At 69.3% G+C, this 24,452-nt stretch carries 19 protein-coding genes; 13 read left to right on the top strand and 6 right to left on the bottom strand.

Annotation, left to right across the window (positions count from 1 at the left end):
• Nucleotides 1-18: 18 nt before the first annotated feature.
• The 3 genes from OG975_RS16405 to OG975_RS16395 all read left to right on the top strand — a co-directional run bounded on the left by OG975_RS16405 (nt 19) and on the right by OG975_RS16395 (nt 4,281).
• The gene (locus tag OG975_RS16405) at nt 19-1,599 is read left to right on the top strand and encodes a CHAD domain-containing protein (RefSeq protein ID WP_406329916.1); all 1,581 of its coding nucleotides are present in this window, start codon (nt 19-21) and stop codon (nt 1,597-1,599) included.
• Nucleotides 1,600-1,669: 70 nt separating this feature from the next.
• A complete protein-coding gene (locus OG975_RS16400; RefSeq protein ID WP_327428689.1) occupies nt 1,670-3,628 on the top strand; it encodes a TIGR03960 family B12-binding radical SAM protein in 1,959 nt (652 codons plus the stop codon).
• A gap of 101 nt (nt 3,629-3,729) precedes the next feature.
• The gene (locus tag OG975_RS16395; protein ID WP_406329914.1) at nt 3,730-4,281 is read left to right on the top strand and encodes a YcxB family protein; all 552 of its coding nucleotides are present in this window, start codon (nt 3,730-3,732) and stop codon (nt 4,279-4,281) included.
• 84 nt (nt 4,282-4,365) lie between these two features.
• Here OG975_RS16395 and OG975_RS16390 read toward each other — a convergent pair whose 3' ends face one another.
• Both OG975_RS16390 and arsM read right to left on the bottom strand, forming a co-directional pair.
• Entirely contained in the window at nt 4,366-4,950 is a 585-nt protein-coding gene (locus tag OG975_RS16390; protein ID WP_406329912.1) for a TerD family protein, read from the bottom strand.
• Nucleotides 4,951-5,092: 142 nt separating this feature from the next.
• Nucleotides 5,093-5,839: an arsenite methyltransferase gene (gene arsM, locus OG975_RS16385; protein WP_406329910.1), complete on the bottom strand. Its 747-nt coding sequence runs from the start codon at nt 5,837-5,839 to the stop codon at nt 5,093-5,095.
• 77 nt (nt 5,840-5,916) lie between these two features.
• On the opposite strand from arsM, the gene OG975_RS16380 reads away from it, so the two are divergent.
• From OG975_RS16380 to OG975_RS16370, 3 genes are read left to right on the top strand one after another with little or no spacing between them, the layout of a single operon-like run.
• Nucleotides 5,917-6,294 carry an ArsR/SmtB family transcription factor gene (locus OG975_RS16380; protein WP_406329908.1) on the top strand — a complete coding sequence of 126 codons (378 nt, stop codon included), beginning with the start codon at nt 5,917-5,919 and terminating at the stop codon, nt 6,292-6,294.
• Entirely contained in the window at nt 6,291-7,031 is a 741-nt protein-coding gene (locus OG975_RS16375; protein WP_406329907.1) for an aquaporin, read from the top strand. Before OG975_RS16380 ends, OG975_RS16375 begins: the two co-directional genes overlap by 4 nt.
• Nucleotides 7,032-7,073: 42 nt before the next feature.
• On the top strand, nt 7,074-7,484 hold the full coding sequence (locus OG975_RS16370; protein ID WP_406329906.1) for an arsenate reductase ArsC: 411 nt from the start codon (nt 7,074-7,076) through the stop codon (nt 7,482-7,484).
• A 42-nt stretch (nt 7,485-7,526) separates the two neighbouring features.
• Here OG975_RS16370 and OG975_RS16365 read toward each other — a convergent pair whose 3' ends face one another.
• From OG975_RS16365 to OG975_RS16350, 4 genes are all read right to left on the bottom strand, one after another.
• Nucleotides 7,527-8,048, bottom strand: a complete 522-nt coding sequence (locus OG975_RS16365; RefSeq protein ID WP_406329905.1) for a hypothetical protein — start codon at nt 8,046-8,048, stop codon at nt 7,527-7,529.
• A 1-nt stretch (nt 8,049) separates the two neighbouring features.
• On the bottom strand, nt 8,050-11,478 hold the full coding sequence (locus OG975_RS16360) for a CHAT domain-containing protein (protein WP_406329904.1): 3,429 nt from the start codon (nt 11,476-11,478) through the stop codon (nt 8,050-8,052).
• Nucleotides 11,468-12,610, bottom strand: a complete 1,143-nt coding sequence (locus OG975_RS16355) for a tetratricopeptide repeat protein (RefSeq protein WP_406329903.1) — start codon at nt 12,608-12,610, stop codon at nt 11,468-11,470. Before OG975_RS16355 ends, OG975_RS16360 begins: the two co-directional genes overlap by 11 nt.
• Before the next feature lie 289 nt (nt 12,611-12,899).
• Nucleotides 12,900-13,937 (bottom strand): hypothetical protein, encoded by a 1,038-nt coding sequence (locus OG975_RS16350; protein WP_406329902.1) that lies wholly within the window; start codon nt 13,935-13,937, stop codon nt 12,900-12,902.
• Between the two features lie 303 nt (nt 13,938-14,240).
• Here OG975_RS16350 and OG975_RS16345 point away from each other — a divergent pair, with 303 nt between their 5' ends.
• From OG975_RS16345 to OG975_RS16315, 7 genes are all read left to right on the top strand, one after another.
• Nucleotides 14,241-15,428: a glycosyltransferase gene (locus OG975_RS16345; RefSeq protein WP_406329901.1), complete on the top strand. Its 1,188-nt coding sequence runs from the start codon at nt 14,241-14,243 to the stop codon at nt 15,426-15,428.
• Nucleotides 15,429-15,490: 62 nt separating this feature from the next.
• Nucleotides 15,491-16,039 (top strand): GNAT family N-acetyltransferase, encoded by a 549-nt coding sequence (locus OG975_RS16340; protein WP_406329900.1) that lies wholly within the window; start codon nt 15,491-15,493, stop codon nt 16,037-16,039.
• Between the two features lie 15 nt (nt 16,040-16,054).
• Nucleotides 16,055-17,284 carry a hypothetical protein gene (locus tag OG975_RS16335; RefSeq protein ID WP_406329899.1) on the top strand — a complete coding sequence of 410 codons (1,230 nt, stop codon included), beginning with the start codon at nt 16,055-16,057 and terminating at the stop codon, nt 17,282-17,284.
• Nucleotides 17,285-17,332: 48 nt separating this feature from the next.
• Nucleotides 17,333-18,151, top strand: coding sequence for a TIGR03936 family radical SAM-associated protein (locus tag OG975_RS16330; protein ID WP_406329898.1), 819 nt, complete (start codon nt 17,333-17,335; stop codon nt 18,149-18,151).
• Nucleotides 18,152-18,396: 245 nt separating this feature from the next.
• Complete coding sequence (locus tag OG975_RS16325; protein WP_406329897.1) at nt 18,397-22,392, top strand: Rne/Rng family ribonuclease; 3,996 nt, start codon at nt 18,397-18,399, stop codon at nt 22,390-22,392.
• Nucleotides 22,393-22,558: 166 nt separating this feature from the next.
• Nucleotides 22,559-23,311, top strand: coding sequence for a sugar phosphate nucleotidyltransferase (locus OG975_RS16320; protein ID WP_406329896.1), 753 nt, complete (start codon nt 22,559-22,561; stop codon nt 23,309-23,311).
• Complete coding sequence (locus tag OG975_RS16315; protein WP_406329895.1) at nt 23,299-24,360, top strand: iron-containing alcohol dehydrogenase family protein; 1,062 nt, start codon at nt 23,299-23,301, stop codon at nt 24,358-24,360. The genes OG975_RS16320 and OG975_RS16315 overlap by 13 nt, the downstream gene beginning before the upstream one ends.
• Nucleotides 24,361-24,452: the final 92 nt, after the last annotated feature.

Genomic DNA, 24,452 nt, shown 5'->3' with positions numbered 1-24,452 from the left:
TGCCACTAGATTCATGTCATGGCGGACACCAAGCGCGAAATCGAGCGGAAGTACGAGGGTCCCCCGGCCGGCGAAGACGTGAGACTGCCGGACCTGAGCGGCGTTTCCGGAGTCTCGGGCGTCCTCGACAAGGGCGTGGCCGAGCTGGACGCCACCTACTACGACACGCCCGACCAGCGGCTCGCCGCCGCCTCGCTCACCCTCCGTCGCCGTACCGGAGGCGCGGACGCGGGCTGGCACCTCAAACTCCCCGTCTCCGAGGGCGTCCGCGACGAGATCCGCGCCCCGCTCTCCGACACCGTGCCCCGCTCCCTGACCGGCCTCGTCCGCTCCCGCGTACGCGACGCCGAACTCGTCCCCGTCGTACGCCTCCTGTCGGCCCGGGACATCCGCCACCTCGTCGACGCCTCCGGCGCCCTCCTCGCCGAGGTCAGCCTCGACCGCGTCCGCGCCGAACGGCTCAGCGGCGGCGAAGGCACCGCGGAGTGGACCGAGATCGAGGTCGAGCTCGCGGACGACGGCGACCCCGCCTTCCTCGACAAGGTGGAGAAGAAGCTCCGCAAGGCGGGCCTGAGCCGCTCCTCCTCGCCCTCCAAGCTGGCGAGGGCGCTGGGGGAGACGGATCAGAAGGCTCAGAAGGGTCAGACGGGGGAGCCGGGGAAGCATAAGAAGTCCGCAGCCGCCGCCGCAGACGCCGCACCCACCACGGCCCCCGCCGCGCACGCCCCGGTCACCGCGGGCGACCACGTCCTCGCCTACCTCCGCGCCCAGCGCGACGCGATCGTCGAGCTGGACCCCGCCGTCCGCCGCGACGTCTACGACTCCGTGCACAGCATGCGCGTCGCCACCCGCCGCATGCGCAGCGCCTTCCGCTCGTACGGGCGCGTCCTGGACCGCACCGTCACCGACCCGATCGGCGACGAGCTGAAGTGGCTGGCCGGCGAGCTCGGCCTCGACCGCGACCAGGAAGTGCTCACCGAACGGCTGACGGCGGCGCTCGACAACCTGCCGCGCACGCTGCTCTCCGGCCCCGTCCGCACCCGGCTGCGCACCTGGTCCCACGCCCGCGGCTCCGGATCGCGACGCCATCTGATCGCCGTACTGGACGGGAAGCGGTACCTCGCCCTGCTGACCGCGCTCGACGCGACCGTCTCCGACCCGCCGCTGCTCAAGGCGGCCTCCGGGGACCCGGCGAAGGTGATCGCGAAGGCGGTCCGCAAGGACTTCAAGAAGGTCTCCGACCTGGTCGGCGAGGCTCTCGACCGGCCGCCGGGCGCGGACCGCGACCTGGCGATGCACGAGGCCCGCAAGAAGGCCAAGCGCACCCGGTACTCGGCCGAGACGGCCACCCCTGCCCTCGGCAGACCCGCCGCCGATCTGGTCAAGTCGATGAAGTCCCTGCAGACCCTGCTCGGCGACCACCAGGACAGCGTGATGACCCGCGAGGCCCTGCGCGACCTCGCAGGTCAGGCGCATGCGGCGGGGGAGAGCGCGTTCACGTACGGGGTGCTGTACGGGCGCGAGGAGCAGCGGGCGGCGGCGGCCGAGGCGGCGCTGCCGGGGGCCTGGGAGGCGATCGAGGGGCAGGGGGCGGTCTGACGGTGCGGGGTGTCCCTCCGGCCGCGTTAGGCTAGATGGTCACCCCTGTCAGCTCACGAAGGTTCGCGAGATGCCTGCCGAATCCGCTGTATCGGTCTTCCCGCAGCTCGAAGCTCTGCTCCCGCATGTGCAGAAGCCGATCCAGTACGTCGGCGGAGAGCTCAACTCCACGGTCAAGCCCTGGGACGCCTGTGACGTCCGCTGGGCGCTGATGTACCCCGACGCGTACGAGGTCGGGCTGCCCAACCAGGGCGTCATGATCCTCTACGAGGTACTGAACGAGCGCGAGGGCGTCCTCGCCGAGCGCACGTACAGCGTCTGGCCGGACCTGGAGGCGCTGATGCGCGAGCACCAGGTCCCCCAGTTCACGGTGGACAGCCACCGCCCGGTGAAGGCCTTCGACGTGTTCGGCCTGTCCTTCTCCACGGAGCTGGGCTACACGAACATGCTGACCGCCCTGGACCTGGCCGGGATCCCGCTGGAGTCCAAGGACCGCACGCTCGACGACCCGATCGTCCTGGCCGGCGGCCACGCGGCCTTCAACCCGGAGCCGATCGCCGACTTCATCGACGCGGCGATCATCGGCGACGGCGAGCAGGCCGTCCTCGACATGACCGAGATCATCCGCGCCTGGAAGGCGGAGGGCCGGCCGGGAGGCCGCGAAGAGGTCCTCTTCCGGCTGGCGAAGACGGGCAACGTCTACATCCCGGCGTTCTACGACGTCGAGTACCTCCCCGACGGCCGTATCGCCCGCGTCGTGCCCAACAAGTCGGGCGTTCCGTGGCGTGTGTCCAAGCACACGGTCATGGACCTCGACGAGTGGCCGTACCCGAAGCAGCCCCTGGTCCCGCTCGCCGAGACGGTCCACGAGCGCATGTCGGTCGAGATCTTCCGCGGCTGCACCCGCGGCTGCCGCTTCTGCCAGGCGGGCATGATCACCCGCCCGGTGCGTGAGCGCTCGATCACCGGCATCGGCGACATGGTCGAGAAGGGCTTGAAGGCGACCGGCTTCGAGGAGGTCGGCCTGCTGTCCCTGTCCTCCGCGGACCACTCGGAGATCGGCGAGATCGCCAAGGGCCTGGCAGACCGGTACGAGGAAGACAAGATCGGCCTCTCCCTGCCCTCCACCCGCGTGGACGCCTTCAACGTCGACCTGGCGAACGAGCTGACGCGCAACGGCCGCCGCTCGGGCCTGACCTTCGCCCCCGAGGGCGGCAGCGAGCGCATGCGCAAGGTCATCAACAAGATGGTCTCGGAAGAGGACCTCATCCGGACCGTCTCGACCGCGTACGGCAACGGCTGGCGCCAGGTGAAGCTGTACTTCATGTGCGGCCTTCCCACGGAGACGGACGACGACGTCCTGCAGATCGCCGACATGGCGATGAACGTGATCGCCGAGGGCCGCAAGGTCTCCGGCCAGAACGACATCCGCTGCACGGTCTCGATCGGCGGCTTCGTCCCCAAGCCCCACACCCCCTTCCAGTGGGCGCCGCAGCTCTCCGCCGAGGAGACGGACGCCCGCCTGGAGAAGCTCCGCGACAAGATCCGCGGTGACAAGAAGTACGGCCGCTCGATCGGCTTCCGCTACCACGACGGCAAGCCGGGCATCGTCGAGGGCCTGCTCTCCCGCGGTGACCGCCGTATCGGCTCCGTCATCCGCGCCGTCTACGAGGACGGCGGCCGCTTCGACGGCTGGCGCGAGCACTTCTCGTACGAGCGCTGGATGCGGTGCGCGGACAAGACGCTCCCCGCGTTCGGCGTGGACGTCGACTGGTACACGACGCGTGAGAAGACGTACGAGGAGGTCCTGCCCTGGGACCACCTGGATTCGGGGCTGGACAAGGACTGGCTCTGGGAGGACTGGCAGGACGCCCTCGACGAGACCGAGGTCGAGGACTGCCGCTGGACTCCGTGCTTCGACTGCGGTGTCTGCCCGCAGATGGACACCCACATCCAGATCGGCCCGACGGGCAAGAAGCTGCTGCCGCTGACGGTGAACAAGCCGGTGACCAGCGGACACAGCCACTGACCTGGTGATTTCCCGAGGCCCCTGCCCATCGGCGGGGGCCTCGGCGCATGGGTACCCCCGGACCGGCTGTGTGTGATCTGTGGGGGCTAGGATCTGCTGCCATGCAGAGTGGTGGGGATCACATACAGTCGACCGGGCGGGACTCGGCGGACGCGGACATCGCGTTCGTCTACGAGCCGACACCGGCCGACTACGAGGCCGCGATGCGCCGTTACACGTATGGGACCTGGCCCGGGCGAGGGGGCCTGATCGTCTGGCCGGCCCTGATCCTGGTGCTGGTGTTCTTCTTCTGCGAGCTCAGGGGTTTCACACCCGCGATGACGGCCGTCGTGGTCGTCGCCGGAGTGGTCGCAGGAGTCGTGACCACCCATAAGACCCTGGCTCGCGTCGCGCGGGAGCAACACGCGGACATGGAGGACTACGGGACCTGCCGGACGGTGGTCGGTGACGAGGGGATGACGACCACGGGCGGGTCCCAGACCAGCACCATCGACTGGCAGGCGTTCCCCTGGTACGTCGAGACCGGCGAGCTCTTCGTCCTCACGACCCGGCGGACCCGGATCTTCTTCGTCCTGCCCAAGCGCGGAGCCCAGGACCCCGCCGACGTGGACCGGGTGCGGGGCGTCCTCGACCGGAACCTGCGTCGGCTGTAGGGCAGTCCGTCGTTCTGGCCGTGTCCCGCGGCCCGCGACCCGGCGTCACTCGGCTGCCGGGCCGCGGTACTTGGTGATGGCGAACTACTTGCTGATGGCGAAGCGCATCAGGGCGTGCTCGTCACCCTGCTTGATCTTCCCCGTCACATTGATCACCTCAAGCTTCCAACTGCCGCCGTCGCGCACGGCCTTGGCCACGGCGCAGCCGTTGTCATGGGTGAGCAGGCTCGGCCAGATGTCGGCGACCTGCTGAGTGCTGCCCCCGCTCGCGTCGTACACCTTGAAGCTGATGTTGCGCGCCTTCTGGAAGGAAGCGCCCTTCTTGTACGCGGCGGCGATGAACACTATCGACGTGACGTTGGGCGGCAGCCGCGAGAACTCGACCGTCACCGTCTCGTCGTCACCCTCACCGCGCCCGGTCTGGTTGTCGCCGCTGTGAACCAAGGAGCCATTGCCCATGGGGTCGAGGGAGTCGAGGCCCGCCAGACGCACCGGGTCCGCGCCCTGCATGGCGATGGCGATCAGGTCGAGATCGGTGCCGGTCTTGCGGCGGAGCATGCCTACCACTCCGCCACTGCTGCCGGCGGTCGGGTCCCAGGACACCCCGATGGACAGATGCGTGACTCCGTCCAGATCTGCCGGGCCGTCTTCCTTGGAGAGCGTAATCATGCGTGGGTCATCCTCTTGGTGGCCGGAATACAACACGCAAAGTGTGCCTGGAAGTTCTGGGAATCGAAGCGTCGGCCTGGCATAAACCTTCGAAACCATCCACCCATGTCCGGCTATGTCATGCTCGTCGAGTCCCTTGGGTTCAGGGCTTGGTGGCGCGGACGACGGCGGAGTGCATCCCGTCGGCGACCGGGTGGGTGGGGGTGACCTCGATGTCGGCGAACCCTGCCGCCTCCAGGCCTTCGCGGTACTCCGTGAAGGAGAGGGCGCCTGCGACGCAGCCGACGTAGTCGCCGCGCTCGGCCCGCTGTTGGGGGGTGAGGCTGTCGTCGGCGACCACGTCCGAGACGCCGACCCGGCCGCCGGGCCTCAGAACGCGGAAGATCTCGGCGAACACTGACGGCTTGTCGGTCGACAGGTTGATGACGCAGTTGGAGATCACCACGTCGAGGGTGTTCGCGGGCAGCGGGATCTCTTCGATCGTGCCCTTGAGGAACTCCACGTTCGTCGCGCCCGCCTTCCGCGCGTTCGTGAGGGCGAGGGCCAGCATCTCCTCCGTCATGTCCAGGCCGTACGCCTTGCCGGTGGGGCCGACGCGACGGGCGGAGAGCAGTACGTCGATGCCGCCGCCGGAGCCGAGGTCGAGGACGCGTTCGCCTTCGTGGAGGTCTGCCACCGCGGTGGGGTTCCCGCAGCCCAGTGAGGCGGCGACGGCCTCGACGGGCAGGGCGTCGCGCTCGTCGGCGGCGTACAGGGCCGAGCCGAAGTTCTCGTCGGTCTCGACCGGCTGTGGCCCGCAACAGGCGGTGCCGCCTTCGGTGACCTTCAGGGCCGCGGCCGCGTAGTGCTCGCGGACGGTCTCGCGCAGGTCGGTGAGCTGTTCGCTCATGACTGACTCCACTTCCTTGTATTGAAGTTCGTTGATGCAAGCTTGCGCCCTGAATTGAAAGGCGTCAATATAGAGGCATGTCTAAACAAGAGCTCGTGGTGCTCGGCCAGGACACGGACGACACGTGTTGTACGGGGCTGGCCTCCGCTCCCCTGGAGGAGGACCGGGCCGCCGGGCTGGCGAAGGTGTTCAAGGCCCTGGGCGACCCCGTACGGCTGCGGTTGCTCTCGATGATCGCCTCGCGGGACGGCGGCGAGGTGTGCGTGTGCGAGCTGACCCCCGCCTTCGAGTTGTCCCAGCCGACGATCTCCCACCACCTCAAGTTGCTGCGGCAGGCCGGACTCATCGACTGTGAGCGTCGTGGGACCTGGGTCTACTACTGGGTGCTGCCCGGCGTCCTGGACCGGCTGGGCGCGTTCTTGACCACCGCCCGGACCGCCGCGGTGACCGCGTGAGCGCCTCGCTGGGGCGGCGTGCCGTCGCCGAGGCGGTGGGGACGGCCGCGCTGGTCGCGGTGGTGGTCGGCTCGGGCATCCAGGCGACCGAGCTGTCCCGGGACATCGGCGTGCAGTTGCTCGCGAACTCGCTCGCCACCGTCTTCGGCCTGGCCGTGCTGATCACGCTGCTCGGGCCGGTCTCCGGGGCCCACTTCAACCCGGTGGTCACTCTGGCCGCCTGGTTCACGGGGCGGGGGAGCGGCGACGGGATGACCGCACGGGTCGTAGCCGTGTACGTCCCTGCCCAGATCGCGGGCGCGATCGGCGGCGCCGTGCCGGCCGACGCGATGTTCGCCGAACCGTTGGTGAAGTGGTCCACGCACGACCGTTCCGCCGGCCACCTGTGGCTGGGTGAGATCGTGGCGACCGCCGGGCTGATCCTGCTGGTCTTCGGCCTGACCCGGACCGATCGCGCCCATCTCGCACCGGCCGCGGTCGCGTCCTACATCGGAGCCGCGTACTGGTTCACGTCCTCGACGTCGTTCGCGAACCCGGCGGTCACCATCGGCCGGGCCTTCACCGACACCTTCGCGGGGATCGCCCCGGCCTCCGTCACCCCCTTCATCGCCGCCCAACTGGCCGGTGCCGCTGTCGGCCTGGGTCTGCTGGCGGCGGTGTTCGGCCGACGGGCACCCGTTGAAGGGGAGGCCGTCGTTCCTCACGGTGAGACCGAACTCGCCCCTTCCACCCCCTGAGCCCAACACCCCTGAGTCCAACTCCCCTGAAAGACACCCGCCATGAGCACTGCCACCCCACGTCCGTCCGTGCTGTTCGTCTGCGTCCACAACGCCGGGCGGTCGCAGATGGCCGCCGCGTTCCTCACCCACCTCGCCGGCGACAGGATCGATGTCCGCTCGGCGGGCTCCGCACCCGCCGACACGGTCAACCCGGCGGTGGTCGAGGCGATGAGGGAAGCCGGCGTCGACATCTCCGCCGAGACCCCGAAGGTGCTGACCGTCGAAGCGGTGCGGGCGTCCGACGTGGTGATCACCATGGGGTGCGGGGACAGCTGCCCGGTCTTCCCCGGCAAGCGATACCTCGACTGGCAGCTCGACGACCCCGCCGGGCAGGGCGTCGACGCGGTCCGGCCGATCCGGGACGAGATCGAGCGGCGCATCCGCGGCTTGGTGACCGACCTGACCGGCTGACCGGCTGACCGGCTGACAACGTCACCCTGCGCCTGATGGGCACTAGGGCTGATCCGGGCCTCCACCGCCGGGGCCTCCACCGCCGTTCAGCATGGACCACAGAGTGTGGGCGAGTTGCTTGATCAGGCTGTCGCTCGCGGGCTTCTTCTCTATCTCCAGGCTCACTTCGGTCTTGCCGTTCTTGCGATGCACCTTGAGGTCGATCTTCGTCTGCAGCCAGGCGACGATCGCGGCCAGCACGGCGGCGGAGACGATCAGGGAGTCCGTCACCATGCGGTTGTCGACGGGCGGGTCGTCCAGGATGGACCCCACGGTGTCGGCTGTGTCGGGATCCGAGGCCAGACCGTCGAGAAGGTTCCGTCCCACGGTGATCGCTTGTTCCTCGGACGCCAGCAACGAGTCGATGCCGAGGGCCGTGGCATGCGACAGGACCGCGTCGATGGCTGCCACGGCGAGCTCCCGCTCGTCGATTCCCGCCGCCCCGACGTCTCCCTGATCTTCGGTGAATTCCTGGAGACTTCGCACGAGGCTCTGTTCGCTGAGGCCTTCCGGTGTGCTTCGCATGTCATCTCCAGTCGCCGGACAACGTCAGCCCGGCCCAGTGGTAGGGATGGCTCCAGGGCGCCTGTTCGGGATGTCGCATCAGCCGGCGTTGAGCGTCCCGGAACGCTCTCCAGGTCGGTACGGACGGATCTTGGGCAAGGCGTCGGTAGAACTCGGCCAGCAACGCCCGGCTGCTCGTTCTGTCCACGTTCCACAGGGTGGCGACCACCGCGTTGGCTCCGGAGATCATCAGTGCCCCGGCAAATCCGTCGCGCTCGTCCTTGTCCGCGCTTTCCGTGACCCTGGCCGTGGAACACGCCCGGAGGGTCAGGAGGTCCAGCCTGGCGGAGTTGGCCAGGATCTGCCGGACGGAGAGGAGGTGATCGAGCCTCTTGCGCAGGGACTGGCGCCGGAAATCCGCGGGCGGGAGATCCTGCCCGTCGGAAAGAATCAGCCCTGAGTCGAGTGGATTCGAGGGGTCGAAATAGCCGTGGCACGTCAGGTGCATCACGCGCTCATGTCCGAGCCTGCTCAGGACTTCCGACGGCGTGAGTTCGATGGCGGGGACGGTGTGCACCTGCCACCCGGCGTCCGCGAGCAGGCGCGTGTCATCGAGTTCGGCCGGGTGATCGCCGTTGCCATTTTTGGCGTGGGTGGGAACGGAGGCCACGAAGGCGCCCTGGTCTCCGTCACTCCGCGCCTCGGACGCGCGGGCGGCGATGTAGAGCAGGGAGCTGATGTTCGGGATGTAGCTCACTGCCGTGTGTTCGACGATGTACCTCTGGTCTTTCGGACACTTCAGCGCGTGCAGGGGAATTCCGTGCAGTGGGCCGTCGGGTGCGACGCAGACCAGGCCGTCATTTCCGGTGGCTCGTCGGGAGAAGCCGACCAGCGGGGAGAGCGCGTCGAGGAAGGACAGATCGCGACGCCACGGCCGATTCCTGTTGAGCGGCGGGATTTCCGGGAAGACGCTCTCGTCACCGTCGAAGGTGCGCTGGAGTCGTGCCGCGCAGTCGGAGATTTCTTCTCGCGTGACGGGGGTCTGTGCCGAGGTGAGGGTGCCGTCAGGGGCGACCTCGAAGATCCAGGTCGTCGTCGTGCCGCAGAGGTAGGACACCAGTGACGCGCCGTCGCCGCGCCGCGCGAGCATCGCCCTGGTTTCCGCCAGAGTCGCCGGTGTGGATTCCCTGAGCCGGACATAGGCCGGTGCCACGGTACGCATGCGCTCATGCAGTGCGGTCAGCTCATCCTGGATGTTCCGCACCCGGTCGGCCCGGTTCGTCACCCGCACCAAGACGTCATCCGGTGTGTCCAGGAGGTCACGTATCTCGCCCAGCAGCAACTCTTCGCGATCGGCGAGCTCCGGGGGGATGCCGGCCGGCACGGTCAGCTTGGCGCGGGCGTATCTGGCCAGGATGTACAGCGACTTGGCTTCCTCGTGGAGATCGAACGCGAGCTCCGTCGCGTCGCGCGTGTCCGGGAGGGGAACGAGGTCGCCGTGGTCGAAGAGCAGAGTGATGAGCTGCTCGCACAGAATCCTGAGGTATTCGGTGTCGACCGTGCTCGATGTCCTTCCCGCACGGCGGATCTCGTCCACGACGCGGGTGCGTGTCGTCCAGAGCAGCTCGAAGGCCGTGACCTTTTCCTGGTCGCCGCCATGGGCGCAGAGTGTCTCGGCGTACTGGAGTGTCGCTCTCAGTGCCGTTTCGTTCTCCGACTCCGCCCTGGTGGCGGCCTCGTGGAAGAAGCGTGTGATGTCCATCGCGACAGCGTGGTCATCTTCCTCGATGGCATTCGCCAGCAGGACGCCGAGCGCGGCCTCCAGCAGACCGAGCTCGCCCGTGACCTCGGCTTGTTGTGCGTCTCTGAAGGCGGCTGCCAGTAGCGAGATGGTGATCCTCTGGGGAATGCCGGCCATCTTGCGATAGAAAATCGTGGTTGCCTGGTAGGAGACTCCCACTCTGTTGCCCGCCTCGAACGCACTGGCATAGAGATCACTGGCCTCGGCGACTTCACCGCGGCGCCGTGCGTCGTCGCCGAGAGCGAAAAGGCCGTGCATCTCCTGAGGGCTGCGGGTTCCCAACTGTTGTTGCAGCGCGAGTGCTTCGCGGTACAGGGCCACCGCCTCGTCGTCACGACCGGCGGAACTGAGGATGTGGCCCACATTGTTGAGTGCCGCGGGCAGGAAGCCCGGCAGGAGTGCGGTCCGGGTCCAGTCCAGAAGGCGGTAGCCCTCCTGGGCGGCGCTTCGATGAAGCCCCGCCTTGGCCAGCGAGGCCATGGCATAGGTGTACGCCGTGAAGACCTCTTGCGTTTTCCCGGCGGCCCTCCCTTCCGAGGCCGCCGCCAGGTAGCACTCCCTGCCTTCCGTGTAGTGACCCAAGTCCTCGTGGAGCAGGCCGAGCAGCGTCAAGATTTCGGCCTTGAGCGCGCGAGCCTCGACTACGCGCTCAGGGGCCAGCGTCTCGTGCCACGGGTACTCGAGAGCTGTCTGCAGAACGCTCAAAGCCGCCGCGGACTGGGAGAGCCGACGGAGACCTTTTGCCCTCTTGAACCGGGTTCGGGCGTGCCAGATCACGCTGTCGGCGGTCGGTTCGGGTGGTCCGGCCACTTCGCTGGCCGTCCGGAACGCGGAAACGGCGAGGGGCAATAAGTCGACCTCAAGAGAGCGCTGCCCGATCATTTCCATGAGCTCGTGCGTCGGGCGCGTCCCAGCGGCGTTCTCGATATCCACCTGAAGGCGCTTCAAGTGGCGTTCCACCCATGCGTGCTTGCCCTGTGTGTTCCAGTAGGCCATCCACTCCAGACGGGCGAAGACACGGCTCATCGGATCGCCGCTCGCGAATCCCAACGCGACATAACTTGCGACTTTTTCGCGTTCGAACATCCCGGAGTGCCTTCTCGTGATCTCGAAGAACTCCGCCGTGTTCGCGAGGAGGGACCGGTCGCCGGGCGCTGTCACCGAACGCAGGTAACGGTATTTGGCCAGCACGCCCGACAACTCGTCCAGCGCCGACAGCAGATCCGGAAAGTTCACCGTGGATCGCTCACCGTCCGGAGGGAGCGTCCTTTCCGGAATGGACCGATCTTCCGCCGTACCCTGCGCGCTCCATGCCGTCTCCAGCGTCAGCCTTGCCAGTTCGGCCTGTGCCGGGCGGCCTTGACTCTCCAGTTCCAGGGAGCGCCGGTGCAATCGGTGGAGCAGCCAGGCGACGTAGGGAAGGCCGGCGCTCTCGATCACTGTCATCACCTGTGACGGTGACTCTGCCGAGAGGACTCTGTCGATCAGTTCCTCCGAAGTCAGACCCGACTGCATCTCGAAGAGACGCTCTCCTGTGGCCAGGAACATGCGGAACAGCTCTTCCGGATCGTGCTCCGTGGACTCGCCGAACGTCTCGGGGGTGACGGACAGCGCCCTCACGAACAGGCGTCGTTCCACGTCATCCAGCACGGTCGCCCCCCTCCAGGAGTTCGCGAAGAGCGGTGACATCGGCCCGGTCCGAGTCGTCCAGGGCCGTTTCCTCGGCCGCCGACAGATGCCGTTCCGCCTCTTCGCGTCGGTCGGCGGCCCAGTACACCTGTGCCACGTTGAAGTGGATGTTGTGGGGGATGTCTTCGATGCGCGACAGTTCGTCGGCGAGGCGAAGTGCCTCTTCCAGATCTCCCGACACCCAGACCGAGAACATCAACATGGCTTTGTAGTCAGGGCTGTCGGGCAGCCTCGTGACGAGTTCCCGGATCGCCTCGACGGTTGCCGGAGACGGGCCCCCGCTGCGCGCCACCTCGTCGAGCAGCAGAAGCTTGCGGAGTGAAAGCGCCCGCCCGCCCGCGGCGGACCGCCCGCTCAGTCGCGCCCGGTCCAGTTCCGGCGAGTGGGGGGCGATCTCCTCCAGGGTGCGCAGGAGGGCGGATGCCTCGTCGTTGCGGCCCGCGAGCGTGTAGGCGACCGTCAGCCTTTCGAGCACCTGGGGGTTCTCGGGGGCCGCCGCGTGGGCCCGCTCCAGCACGGTGACCGCCTCGGGCAGGCTGACCGGGCTCGACTGTTCTCCGGCCAGGGTCAGGAGCAGGCTGCCCAGTTCATGGAGATCCGCCGCACTGCTCTCCTCGTACTCATCCCTCTCGCGGAGCGCGGCCAGACGTACGTGCTGGAACCTGAGCCGCGCCGACTCGGCGTCCTGCCAGTCCCGGAGGTGCCTGAGCCGGTCGCCGACGAGCGTCTTCAGGGGACTGCCCTCCGCATCCGCCGCGGCCCGTTCCAGCTCCTCCAGAGCCACCGCGGGCAGATCGATCCGCTGGAACAGCACCGCCAGGTTGAGCCGGGCCGACAAGACTTCCGGATGTTCGTCCAGCAGGGTGCGGAGGAGGGAGATGGCCGACTCGTGGTGGCCCAGCGCCCCGAGGGCCAGAGCCAAGAGGTGCGCTTCCCGTGTACCGCCGCTCTCCGCCGCCGCCGCGAACTCCGCGAGCAGCGCGTTCCGTTCCGTGGCCGGCAGCGTCGCCAGCGAGGTGATCCTCGCGAGGTCCTGCTCGTCCCCGTCTATGAGCCATCGGGCGTCCGCGCCGATCAACCGTTCCGTGTCCACGTGGGCAACATGCCTCCCCCCGGGTCATGTCACGTCGAAGCCTCAAATATGCCAGAAGGGTTGAACCCTGCCTATAGAAAGTATGTACGGAATATCACGAGTTCTACGTATTCGGAGGCGGTCGCACAGTGATGTGATGCCACGGCTGACGCCACCTCATGTCCGCTGCCGCGCTCCGAGTTGAGCCGCAAGGGGTGTCCGGGGGTCTTCGCCAACCCTCGGACACCCCTTAGTGCGTGTTACCGCAGTCGGCTGTCATGCGCGGTGAGAGCCGGATGCGGTGTGTCCGTCACGTGCCGCCGTTGATGACGCCCGGGGATGGTTGCAGAGTCACCTTGCGCCAGGGGTTGGGATTGCCCATCGAGTCGTTGCAGTTCAGGGTGGCGTCGGGTTGGGTGTTGTTGAGCGCTACGCAGGTGGTCTCCCAGACCTGGCCCGTGGTGGTCATGACGTCGAACTTGATGGGCTCCCCGTTGTTGGAGCTGTGTCCGTTGATGGAAGTTCCACAGACGAAACCAACGACGTTGTCCGCCGGGTAACTGGGGTGGGTGCTGAGGTCGGTCCACAGGAAGGGGTGGGGATTGCTGCCCGTGAGGTCACGGATGCCCGCGTAGGTCTTTCCGCCGGTCAGCGCGACCCGCAGTTCGAAGTTGTTCGAGTCCTGCTGGGCGTCGATGTCGGCGCACGGACCGGTGGCTCCGGTCGCGCCCGTGGCTCCTGTCGCGCCGGTGGCCCCGGTTGCGCCGGTGGCTCCCGTTGCGCCCGTGTGACCGGTGGCTCCCGTGGCTCCTGTCGCGCCGGTGGCCCCGGTGCCCGTGGCCCCTGTCGCTCCGGTGGCTCCCGTTGCGCCCGTGTGACCGGTGGCTCCCGTGGCTCCTGTCGCGCCGGTGGCCCCGGTGCCCGTGGCCCCTGTCGCCCCGGTGGCTCCCGTTGCGCCCGTGTGACCGGTGGCCCCTGTGGCTCCCGTCGCGCCCTTGTGGCCCGTGGCTCCGGTGGCTCCCGTCGCGCCCTTGTGACCAGTGGCTCCCGTCGCGCCCTTGTGGCCCCGAGGGCCCGTCGGGCCTGTCGGACCCCGCTTGCAGTCGCTCTTGTCGGGGCCGCCGGCGGGTCCGCTCAGCTCGCGCTTGTGGTGGGGCTCCTTGCACTTGTCGCCGCCGGCGGCGATCGTCAGCGTCTCGTGGTCGGTCACGCTCCGCGCTGCCGCCGCGGCGGGGCTGACCACGCCGGTCGCCAGGATCAGCGTCATCGAGGCGAACATGCCCGCCTTCTTGAATCTCTCTCGCGCCAGCGGCCCCAGCCGCGAGGCTGTCCTGTACTCAGGACTCATGTACCTGCTCCTTGCTTCGAACGGGTTGGGGGAGGTCCCCGAAGCCGATCGCGAGCTTGACCCGAGTGCACCGGACCAACCGGCATACCCGGGCGGAACGTGCATGCATATCATCAAATCGGTACAACAAAGATCTCCATATGGTGGTATTCCGGTCCTTTGGTTCACTCTTGAACTTGAGTGCGGCTAATTGGGCGCTTTTACGGCCCGCCCCCCGCGTGGACGAAAATCCCCGAATCCGGCTTATGTCACGTTGGCGGCAACCCCTCCACAGGCAGCCACCACCCCGGAACCGGTGAGGCCGTGAAGCAGCAGACCATCTGCCTCTGCATGATCGTCAAGAACGAGTCGCGTGTGATCGAACGGTGCCTCGGCTCCGTTCGCCATCTGATCGACACCTGGGTCATCTCCGACACCGGCTCGACGGACGGCACACAGGATCTGATCCGCAAGACGCTCGACGGCATCCCGGGCGAACTCCACGAGGAACCCTGGGTCGACTTCGGGCACAACCGGACCCAGAACATCCGGCACGCCCGCGGCAAGGCCGACTTCCTGCTCACCATCGACGCCGACCATGTGATGCGCCAGGACACGCCGTTGCCACCGCTGACGGCGACGTCGTACATGATCCGCTACGACACCCCGGGCACCCAGCACCGTTTCAAGCACCTGATGCGGGGCGACTGGGCCTGGCGCTACGAAGGCGTCACCCACGAGTACCCGTGCACCGACGAGCCCGACGTCCAGGAGAACCTGGACGCGCTGGTCATCGAGGACCACGCCGACGGCGGCTGCCGCAGCGACAAGTTCGAGCGCGACGCGCGCCTGCTGCGGGGCGAGCTCGCCCGCGACCCCGCCAACACGCGCACGGTCTTCTATCTGGCCAACACCGAACGCGACCTCGGGCACGCGGAAGAGGCCATCGCCCTGTACGAGCGCCGTGCCGAGATGGGCGGTTGGGTCGAGGAGGTCTACTGCTCGCTGCTGGAGGCCGGTCTCCTCAAGGCCGAGCGGACCGGCGACTGGCCCGGGGCGATGGACGCCTTCTCCCGCGCCTGGGAGTCCCGTCCGCAGCGGCTCGAAGCCAGCTACGAACTGGCCTCACGGCTGCGCCTCCAGGGCCGCTATCACACCGCCCACGCGATTCTCGGCGCCGCCGTGGACAGGCCCGAGCCGGAGGACCTGCTCTTCACCAAGGGCTGGGTGTACCGCTGGGGGCTGCTCTTCGAGTTCTCGATCACCGCGTACTGGGTGGGCGACTACGCCTCCTCGATCCGGTCCTGCGACCGGCTGCTGGCCATGCCCGACCTGCCCGAACCCATCCGCGCCCAGACCGAGATCAACCGTGGGTTCTCGGTCCAGCGAGTCGCCACCGTCCCCTCGCCGTCCACCGGGCAGCGCAGACCGAAGGCGTCCCGGGCAGGCAAAGCCGCCAAGATCTCCCCTGTCGCGAAGGCGGCCAGGGCGGCCAAGGCGGCCAAGAAGTAGGCCGGGGGCGGCGCGGCGGAATTCCGTGGCCGGGGCTTCTCGCGCCCCGGCACACTGGACCGATGCCACAGCTGACGCCACCTCATGTCCGCCACCGCGCCTCCTTTTTGGACGCCGTGCGGGAGAGCGTCGCCGAGGGTGTGTTCGTCGGCGATGCCCTCGAAAGGGAACTGGACGTGTACGGGGACACCTGGCACGAGCCGGAGGGCTTCGCGCGGTATGTCGCCGCCGTCCGTGAGGAGGAGCTGGAGGAAGGGCGCCGCCCGGAGGGCTTCGTGCCCGCCACCTGGTACTGGTACGTCGACGGGGACGCGTACCTGGGCCGCATCCAGATCCGGCACCGGCTGACGCCCTCGCTGCTCGAACTCGGCGGGCACATCGGATACGGGGTACGGCCGAGCGCCCGGCGGAAGGGGTACGCCACGGCGATGCTCCGGGACGTGCTGCCGTACGCCCGTGCCCTTGGGCTTGGCCGTGCGCTCGTCACCTGCGACACCACCAACATCGGCTCCCGCAAGGTGATCGAGGCGGCCGGTGGGGAGTTCGAGGACGAGCGGGGCGGGAAGTTGCGGTACTGGGTGCCCACCGGCCGCATCCATGGCGGCGGCTGACGCGTCTACGTAGGTATGGATCTGGAAAAGGCGCCTGCTGAGCGGCCCGTGGCGCAGGCCGAGGGGTGCCTGGCCGTCGCGATCCGCATCCCCGTGCGGATCGTGGTGCTCGTGCTGGTCGTGCCGGTGCGGATGGTGTGGGACGCGCTGGTCGTCGGCGGACGGTTCCTGAGGGACACCCTGCTGCGGCCGCTGGGGCGGGCGCTCGCGTGGGTGGCGTGGGCCGTGTTCGTCTGGCCGTGGGTGGCCTTGTGGCGGTACGTCGTCGTGCCGGTCGGCAGGGCGCTGGCGTGGCTCGGGAACGTACTGCTCGTCATCCCCGCGGTGTGGCTGTACTACACGTTCCTGACCCCCCTCGGTCACGCCATCGCGTGGGTCGCCCAGGGGATCTGGACGGGCCTCACCTGGGTGGCGCGCGGGATCTGGACCGGCCTTACCTGGGTGGCGCGCGGGATCGGGGCCGGACTCTCCTGGGTGTTCGGCGGTATCGCGGCCGGGCTCGCCTGGGTGTACGCGCGGCTGCTCACGCCCGTCGGGCATGCGATCGCCTGGCTGTTCAAGGGGATCGGGCTGGTGCTCGCGGCCGTCGGGATCGGGATGTACACCGCCGCTGCCTGGCTGGTGCGGTACCTCCTCGTCGTCCCCGCCCTGTGGTTGTACGAGTGGATCCTCGCGCCCGTCGGCAGGGGCATCGCCTGGCTGGCGCGGGGTGTCGGGTGGCTCATACGGATGATCTTCACCGGGATCGGTGCCGCGCTCTACTGGACGGCGCGCGTCCTGCTGGTGCTGCCCGCGCTCGCCGTGTGGCGATGGGTGCTCGTACCGGTCGGACGGGTGCTCGCCGTCATCGGCAGGGAGATCGGCGAGGCCCTGCGGCATGCCTGGCGGGTCGCCGGACACATTTCGCTCGCCGTCGGGCGGTTCCTCGGGCGACTCTTCCGGTGGATCTTCGTGGAGCCGGTGCGCTGGGTGTACCGGACCGTGCTGACGCCCGTCGGCCACCTCGTCCGCGACACGATCCTGCGGCCCGCCGCCCAGGCCGCGCGCAGCGTGGGACGGGCGACACGACAGGCCCTGGCCGCCGCCCGCGAGTCCGCCCGGCAGGCCCGCGCCGACTTCCGGCGGATGCTCTTCGGCGCCCCGCGCGAGCCCGATCCGGTCTCCTTGGGCAAGGCCCGGCGGGAACCAGGAGCCGGTGAGACACGTACTCTAGGTAGCAGTACGACCGCTCTCACGAAGGACTGAACGACACTGGGCAAGCGACAGCCCGAAGGCCCGCCGCCCGCACCCGCGGTGCAGCGCATCCGACTGCGCTACACCAAGCGCGGCCGCCTCCGGTTCACCAGCCACCGTGACTTCCAGCGCGCCTTCGAGCGTGCGCTGCGCCGTGCCGAGGTGCCGATGGCGTACTCGGCGGGGTTCACGCCGCATCCGAAGGTGTCGTACGCCAATGCCGCACCCACCGGCACGGGCAGTGAGGCGGAATACCTGGAGATCGCGCTCACCGAGACGCGTGACCCGGACAAACTGCGTGAGCTCCTCGACGAGTCGATGCCTGTCGGGCTCGACATCATCGAGGCGGTCGAGGCCCGGACCTCCGGGCTCGCCGACCGGCTCACCGCTTCCGTGTGGGAGCTGCGCCTCGACGGCGTGGACCCGGCGGAGGCGGAGCGTGCGGTCGAGGCCTTCAAGGCGGCCGACACCGTCGAGGTGCAGCGCAGGACAAAGAACGGCATGCGGACGTTCGACGCCCGCAGCGCCGTAGTAAGCCTTGAGACAGTCCTGGGGACAGTCCTTGAGACAGACAGTCCACAGGCTGATAGGCCGACCGACCAGCCCTGTGCGATACTGCGGCTGGTTGTTCGGCACGTGACGCCTGCCGTACGACCCGACGACGTCCTGTCCGGTCTTCGCGCCGTGGCCGACCTGGCGCCGCCGGTCGCCGCAGCGGTGACCAGGCTGGCGCAGGGGCTGTTCGATGAAGAGACCGGCACGGTGACCGACCCGCTCGCGCCCGACCGCGAGGCAGTCACGGCCGTCCCGCCCTCTCACGAAGAGGCGGTCGCCGCATCTGCCGCCGCGAAGGCGCCGGTGCCGGAAGGTTCCGCGTAAGGACAGATGTCGTAGCGCCGCCCTCGTATCCGGGAGCCACCTGGGTCGGGCAGCGCACCGACCAGAAGACTTTCGCCAGGCCGTACGCACACATGGCGTACGGAACCGGCGAGACAGGACACAGAGAGCTCCCGTGCGGCGCCCGCGCCCCGGACGGCGGCACCGCGCATCGCGCGAGCCGCGGACGTCACCGGCACTGCCGGACCAGGCGCGGCGCCCGGGAGCCTGACGGGAGATCCACCCGCATGCTCGAGCCGACCGAACCCACTGAGGGTTCCGAAACCAACAACACCCCGAGCGACACCCTGCCGCCGCGGCGCCGCCGCCGTGCGGCGTCGCGACCCGCCGGCCCGCCCACAGGCGCGGCCGAAGCCGCGGCCGAGACCACCGCGCCGGCCATACCGGCCGTGGCGTCCGCCGACCTCCCGGAGGAACCGGCGGAAGAGGTCGTCGAGACCGAATCCGAAGAGGCCGCTGAGACCGAAGAGGCGGTGGCCGAGGCCGCCGTCGCCGAGGCACCCGCCGCCGAACCCGAGGATGCCGCTCCGCGTCGTACGCGCCGTCGTGCCACGCGTCGGGTGTCCGCGCCCGCCGGTGCGCCGGAGACCGTCGAGGCGGCCGAGGCTGCCGAGGCTGCCGAGACCGTGGTGCCCGCTGTTGCGGCCGAGGTCGAGGTGACCCCCGCTGCCGCCACCGAGGAAGCCGCGCCCGCCGGCCGTACGCGCCGTCGCGCGACCCGGCGCGCCTCCGCGCCCACCGGTGCGCCCAAGACGGCCGAGGCTGCCGAGACCGCTGAGGTCGCTGAGGTCGTCGAGAAGCAGGTGACCGCCCCCGCCGAGGCGGAGCCGGCCGTCGCCGAATCCGAGGACGCCACTCCCCGCCGTACCACCCGTCGTCGCGCCACCCGGCGCGTCTCCGCACCCGCCGGTGCGCCCGAGGGCGACACCGTCGACGAGCGTGTGGAGGCGCCCGTGACCAGCGAGAGCAAGGCCGCCGAGATCGAGGAGCCGGCCGAGGACGCCGCTCCTCGCCGTACCACCCGTCGTCGCGCCACCCGCAAGGCCGCCGTCGGCTTCTCCGCGCCCGCGCCGAAGGAAGCCGAGTCCGCCCGGCGGCCCGCACGCCCGGCCGTCGCCGTGTTCCAGGCGCCCGTGTTCACCGAGCCGATGTTCCAGACGCCCGAGCGGGCCGCCGCCGCGGCTGCCGCCGAGGCCGCCGAGGAAGCCGCCGAGGCTCCTGAGGCCGAGGAGGTCGTCGAGGCCCCCGCGGCTCCCGTGGCCGTCGAGGAGGAGACGGGCGGACGCCGTCGCCGTCGTCGCCGGGCCGTCGAGGAGGAGCCCGCGGCCGTGACCGTCGCCGAGACCACCGACGAGGTGGAGGAGGCCGACGAGGCCGCCGACGAAGCCGCCGAGGGTGACGAGGAGGAGGAGTCCGCGGGCTCCCGTCGTCGCCGCCGTCGCGGTGGCCGTCGCCGTCGCCGTGGTGAGTCCGCCGAGTCGGACAGCGAGGCGGGCGAGGACGAGTACGCCGCCGAGCAGGCCGCGCAGGACGCCGAGGACACCGCCGAGCAGGCCGAGGAAGACGCCGAGGAGGACGAGCGCGAGGAGTCGGGCGGCTCCAGCAGCAGCCGTCGCCGCCGTCGCCGTCGCCGTCGCGCCGGTGACACCGGCACCGACACCGAGCCCGGCGAGAACGACCCCGAGCGCACGGTCGTCAAGGTCCGCGAGCCCCGCGGCAAGAAGGACGAGCACCCGTCCGACGAGGTGCAGTCCATCAAGGGCTCGACCCGCCTGGAGGCCAAGAAGCAGCGCCGCCGTGAAGGGCGCGAGCAGGGCCGCCGTCGCGTTCCGATCATCACCGAGGCCGAGTTCCTGGCCCGCCGTGAGGCCGTCGAGCGGGTGATGGTCGTCCGCCAGAGCGGCGAGCGCACCCAGATCGGCGTCCTTGAGGACAACGTGCTCGTCGAGCACTACGTCAACAAGGAGCAGTCGACCTCGTACGTCGGCAACGTCTACCTGGGCAAGGTCCAGAACGTGCTGCCGTCGATGGAGGCCGCCTTCATCGACATCGGCAAGGGCCGCAACGCGGTGCTCTACGCCGGTGAGGTCAACTTCGAGGCGCTGGGCATGGCCAACGGCCCGCGCCGCATCGAGAGTGCCCTCAAGTCCGGCCAGTCGGTCCTGGTGCAGGTCACCAAGGACCCGATCGGCCACAAGGGCGCCCGCCTCACCAGCCAGGTCTCCCTCCCCGGCCGCTACCTGGTCTACGTGCCCGAGGGCTCGATGACCGGCATCAGCCGCAAGCTGCCCGACACCGAGCGCGCGCGTCTGAAGACCATCCTCAAGAAGATCGTCCCCGAGGACGCGGGCGTCATCGTGCGCACCGCCGCCGAGGGTGCGAGCGAGGACGAGCTGAGCCGTGACGTCGAGCGACTCCAGGCGCAGTGGGAGGACATCCAGAAGAAGGCGAAGAGCGGCGGCAGCTCGAACGCGCCGTCGCTGCTCTACGGCGAGCCGGACATGACCGTCCGTGTCGTCCGCGACATCTTCAACGAGGACTTCTCCAAGGTCATCGTCAGCGGCGACGAGGCGTGGGAGACCATCCACGGGTACGTGGCCCACGTCGCGCCCGACCTGACCGACCGCCTGTCGAAGTGGACCTCCGAGGTCGACGTCTTCGCGACGTACCGGATCGACGAGCAGCTGATGAAGGCGCTGGACCGCAAGGTCTGGCTGCCCAGCGGCGGTTCGCTGGTGATCGACAAGACCGAGGCCATGATCGTGGTCGACGTCAACACCGGCAAGTTCACCGGGCAGGGCGGCAACCTCGAAGAGACCGTGACCAGGAACAACCTGGAGGCGGCCGAGGAGATCGTGCGCCAGCTGCGGCTGCGCGACCTGGGCGGCATCGTCGTCATCGACTTCATCGACATGGTCCTGGAGTCCAACCGGGACCTGGTGCTGCGGCGCCTCCTGGAGTGCCTGGGACGCGACCGTACGAAGCACCAGGTGGCCGAGGTGACCTCGCTGGGCCTCGTGCAGATGACCCGCAAGCGTGTCGGACAGGGCCTCCTGGAGTCCTTCTCCGAGACCTGCGTCCACTGCAACGGCCGTGGCGTGATCGTGCACATGGAGCAGCCGACCTCCGTCGGTGGCGGCGGCAAGCGCAAGAAGCGCGGCCGTGGCGGTGCCGAGCAGGTCCACGAGCACGAGCACGAGCTCACGCACGAGGTCGCGGAGGAGCCGGAGACGGTCGAGACCGAGGCCGAGGTGGCCGCCGAGGTCGCCGCGCCGGTCGCGCTCGTCGAGGCCGAGTTCCAGCCGGACGAGGAGTTTTACAGCAGCGCCGCCGAGGCGGAGGCCGCGGCCACCCGTGGTCGTTCGCGGCGCCGGGCGACCCGGCGTGCGTCGGCTCCGGCGGGTGCGCCGAAGGCCGAGGAGCGGGCTCCCCGGGGCCGCCGCGAGGAGCGGGCCGAGCGGACCGAGCGGGCTCTCACGTCCGGCGAGGCCGTCGAGTCCGAGCCGGTCGCGGTCGCGGACCCGGTCGTCGAGACGCCGGTGACCGAGGCCCCGGTGGCCGAGGCGCCGGTCGTCGAGGCGCCCGAGGCCGCCCCGGCCCCCGTACAGGAGGACGAGGCCGCTCCCAAGGGCCGTACGCGCCGTCGTGCGACCCGGAAGGTGTCGGCGCCGGCCGGTTCCCCGAAGGCGGCGGAAGAGGCCGTGGTGACGGTCACCGAGCCGGTCGCGGCGCCCGTGGTCGTCGAGCCGACGCCCGAGCCTGTGGCTGAGCCCGCTGCCGAGCAGGTCGTCGAGGCGCCCGCCGAGAGCGCCGCACCGGCCCGTCCGCGTCGCCGCGCCGTCCGCAAGGCCACCGCGCCCACCGCGTCCGAGGAGGCGGCCGTCGTGGTCGTCCCGTCGGTCTCGGCGGAGCCGGTCGCCGAGGCGGCTGTGACGTCCGAGGTGACCGAGGAGACCGAGGTGGCGGCCGAGGCCGGTACCGAGGCTCCGGCCGCGGCCAAGAAGACGGCCGCTCGCAAGACGGCCAAGAAGGCGACGGCGAAGAAGGCCGCCACCAAGAAGACCGCGGCCACGGCCAAGAAGACGGTCGCCAAGAAGACCACGGCCAAGAAGGCGACCGCGAAGAAGACGGCCGCCAAGACGACGGCGAAGAAGACCGCGGCGGCGGAGCAGACGCTCTCCTCCGTGACGGCTTCGACCGACGAGGGCTGGAGCAGTCGCTGACGCGGTGGTGGTCCTGCCCCTCCGGGCAGGACCACACTGTTTCCCGCGGGACCGAGCCACTGTGCGATGGACCGCGCTCGTTCAGACACGTTTGGACAGCTGTGAGGTTGGGCGCACGACACCGCGCAGCCTCGGTGGAATGTCCGGAAGCAAGGAGAGAATCGCGATGATAGGCCTCGTGTTGGCAGCCGGCGCCGGGCGGCGTCTGCGCCCCTACACCGATACCCTGCCCAAGGCGCTGGTGCCCGTGGGAACGGAGGACGGATCGGACAGCCTGACCGTGCTCGACCTGACTCTGGGGAACTTCGCGGAGATCGGTCTGACCGAGGTCGGCATCATCGTCGGCTACCGCAAGGAAGCCGTGTACGACCGCAAGGCGGCCCTTGAGGAGAAGTACGGCCTCAAGATCACCCTCATCGACAACGACAAGGCCGAGGAGTGGAACAACGCCTACTCCCTGTGGTGCGGCCGTGACGCCCTCAAGGACGGCGTGATCCTCGCCAACGGCGACACCGTGCACCCGGTCTCCGTCGAGCACACGCTGCTCGCCGCCCGCGGCGACGGCAAGAAGATCATCCTCGCCCTCGACACGGTGAAGAAGCTCGCCGACGAGGAGATGAAGGTCGTCGTGGACCCCGACAAGGGCGTCCAGAAGATCACCAAGCTGATGGAGCCGTCCGAGGCCACCGGTGAGTACATCGGTGTCACGCTCATCGAGGGCGACGCCGCCGCGGAGCTGGCCGACGCTCTGAAGACGGTGTGGGAGGCCGACCCGCAGCAGTTCTACGAGCACGGCTACCAGGAGCTGGTCAACCGCGGCTTCAAGATCGACGTAGCGCCGATCGGTGACGTCAAGTGGGTCGAGATCGACAACCACGACGACCTCGCCAAGGGACGGGAGATCGCGTGCCAGTACTGACGAGGCTCATCCCCTCGCCGGTCGTCGTCGACATCCGTCCGGGTGCCCTGGACGACCTGGCGGCCGTGCTCTTCGACGAGCGGATCTCGCACTCCGGGAAGATCGCCATCGCGGTGAGCGCCGGTTCCGGCGCCAAGCTGCGCGAGCGCCTTGCCCCGGCCCTGCCGGGCGCCACCTGGTACGAGGTCGGCGGCGGCACCATAGACGACGCCGTGCGGCTGGCCGACGAGATGAAGTCAGGCCGTTACGACGCGGTCGTCGGGCTCGGCGGCGGCAAAGTCATCGACTGCGCGAAGTATTCCGCGGCGCGTATCGGCCTGCCTATGGTCGCCGTCGCCACCAACCTCTCTCACGACGGCATCTGCTCGCCCGTGTCCATCCTGGACAACGACGCGGGCCGTGGCTCTTACGGCGTGCCGACACCCATCGCGCTCCTCATCGACCTCACGGTGATACGCGAGGCCCCGGTCCGCTTCGTGCGTTCCGGCATCGGCGACGTGGTGTCCAACATCTCCGCGGTCGCGGACTGGGAGCTGGCCAACCGTGTCAACGGTGAGAAGGTCGACGGTCTCGCCGCTGCGATGTCACGGCAGGCGGGCGAGGCCGTGCTGCGGCACCCGGGTGGCTGTGGCGACGACGGGTTCCTGACCGTGCTGTCGGAGGGGCTGGTGCTGTCCGGTATCGCCATGTCGATCGCTGGGCACACCCGGCCTTCGTCCGGGGCCTGCCACGAGATCAGCCACGCGCTCGATCTGCTGTATCCCAAGCGCACGGCGAGCCACGGCGAGCAGGTGGGGCTCGGCGCAGCCTTCGCCATGCACCTGCGGGGCGATCATGACGGGTCCAGGCTGATGGCCGACGCACTCCATCGGCACGGGCTGCCGGTGCTGGCGGAGGAGATCGGGTTCAGCGACGACGAGTTCGTCCGGGCCGTGGAGTTTGCCCCGGAAACCCGGCCCGGCCGCTTCACGGTCCTGGAACACCTGGACCTGTCACCGACCCGGATCAAGGAGGCGTACGCCGACTACGTCGCGGCGGTCGCCCGGTGAGACGGTGGCCCGGTTTGACCCCGGTGGGGAGGGTCTCGTAACCTTGGCCGTCGGCGTGTCCACTGATGCGCCGCATCCCCGTAAACCTCTTC

The organism is Streptomyces sp. NBC_00203 (assembly GCF_045206325.1).
In the GTDB taxonomy this organism is placed as follows: Bacteria; Actinomycetota; Actinomycetes; order Streptomycetales; family Streptomycetaceae; genus Streptomyces; species Streptomyces lutosisoli.
The sequence above is the reverse complement of the archived record's forward strand: the minus strand, read 5'-3'. Positions and strand labels throughout refer to the sequence as shown.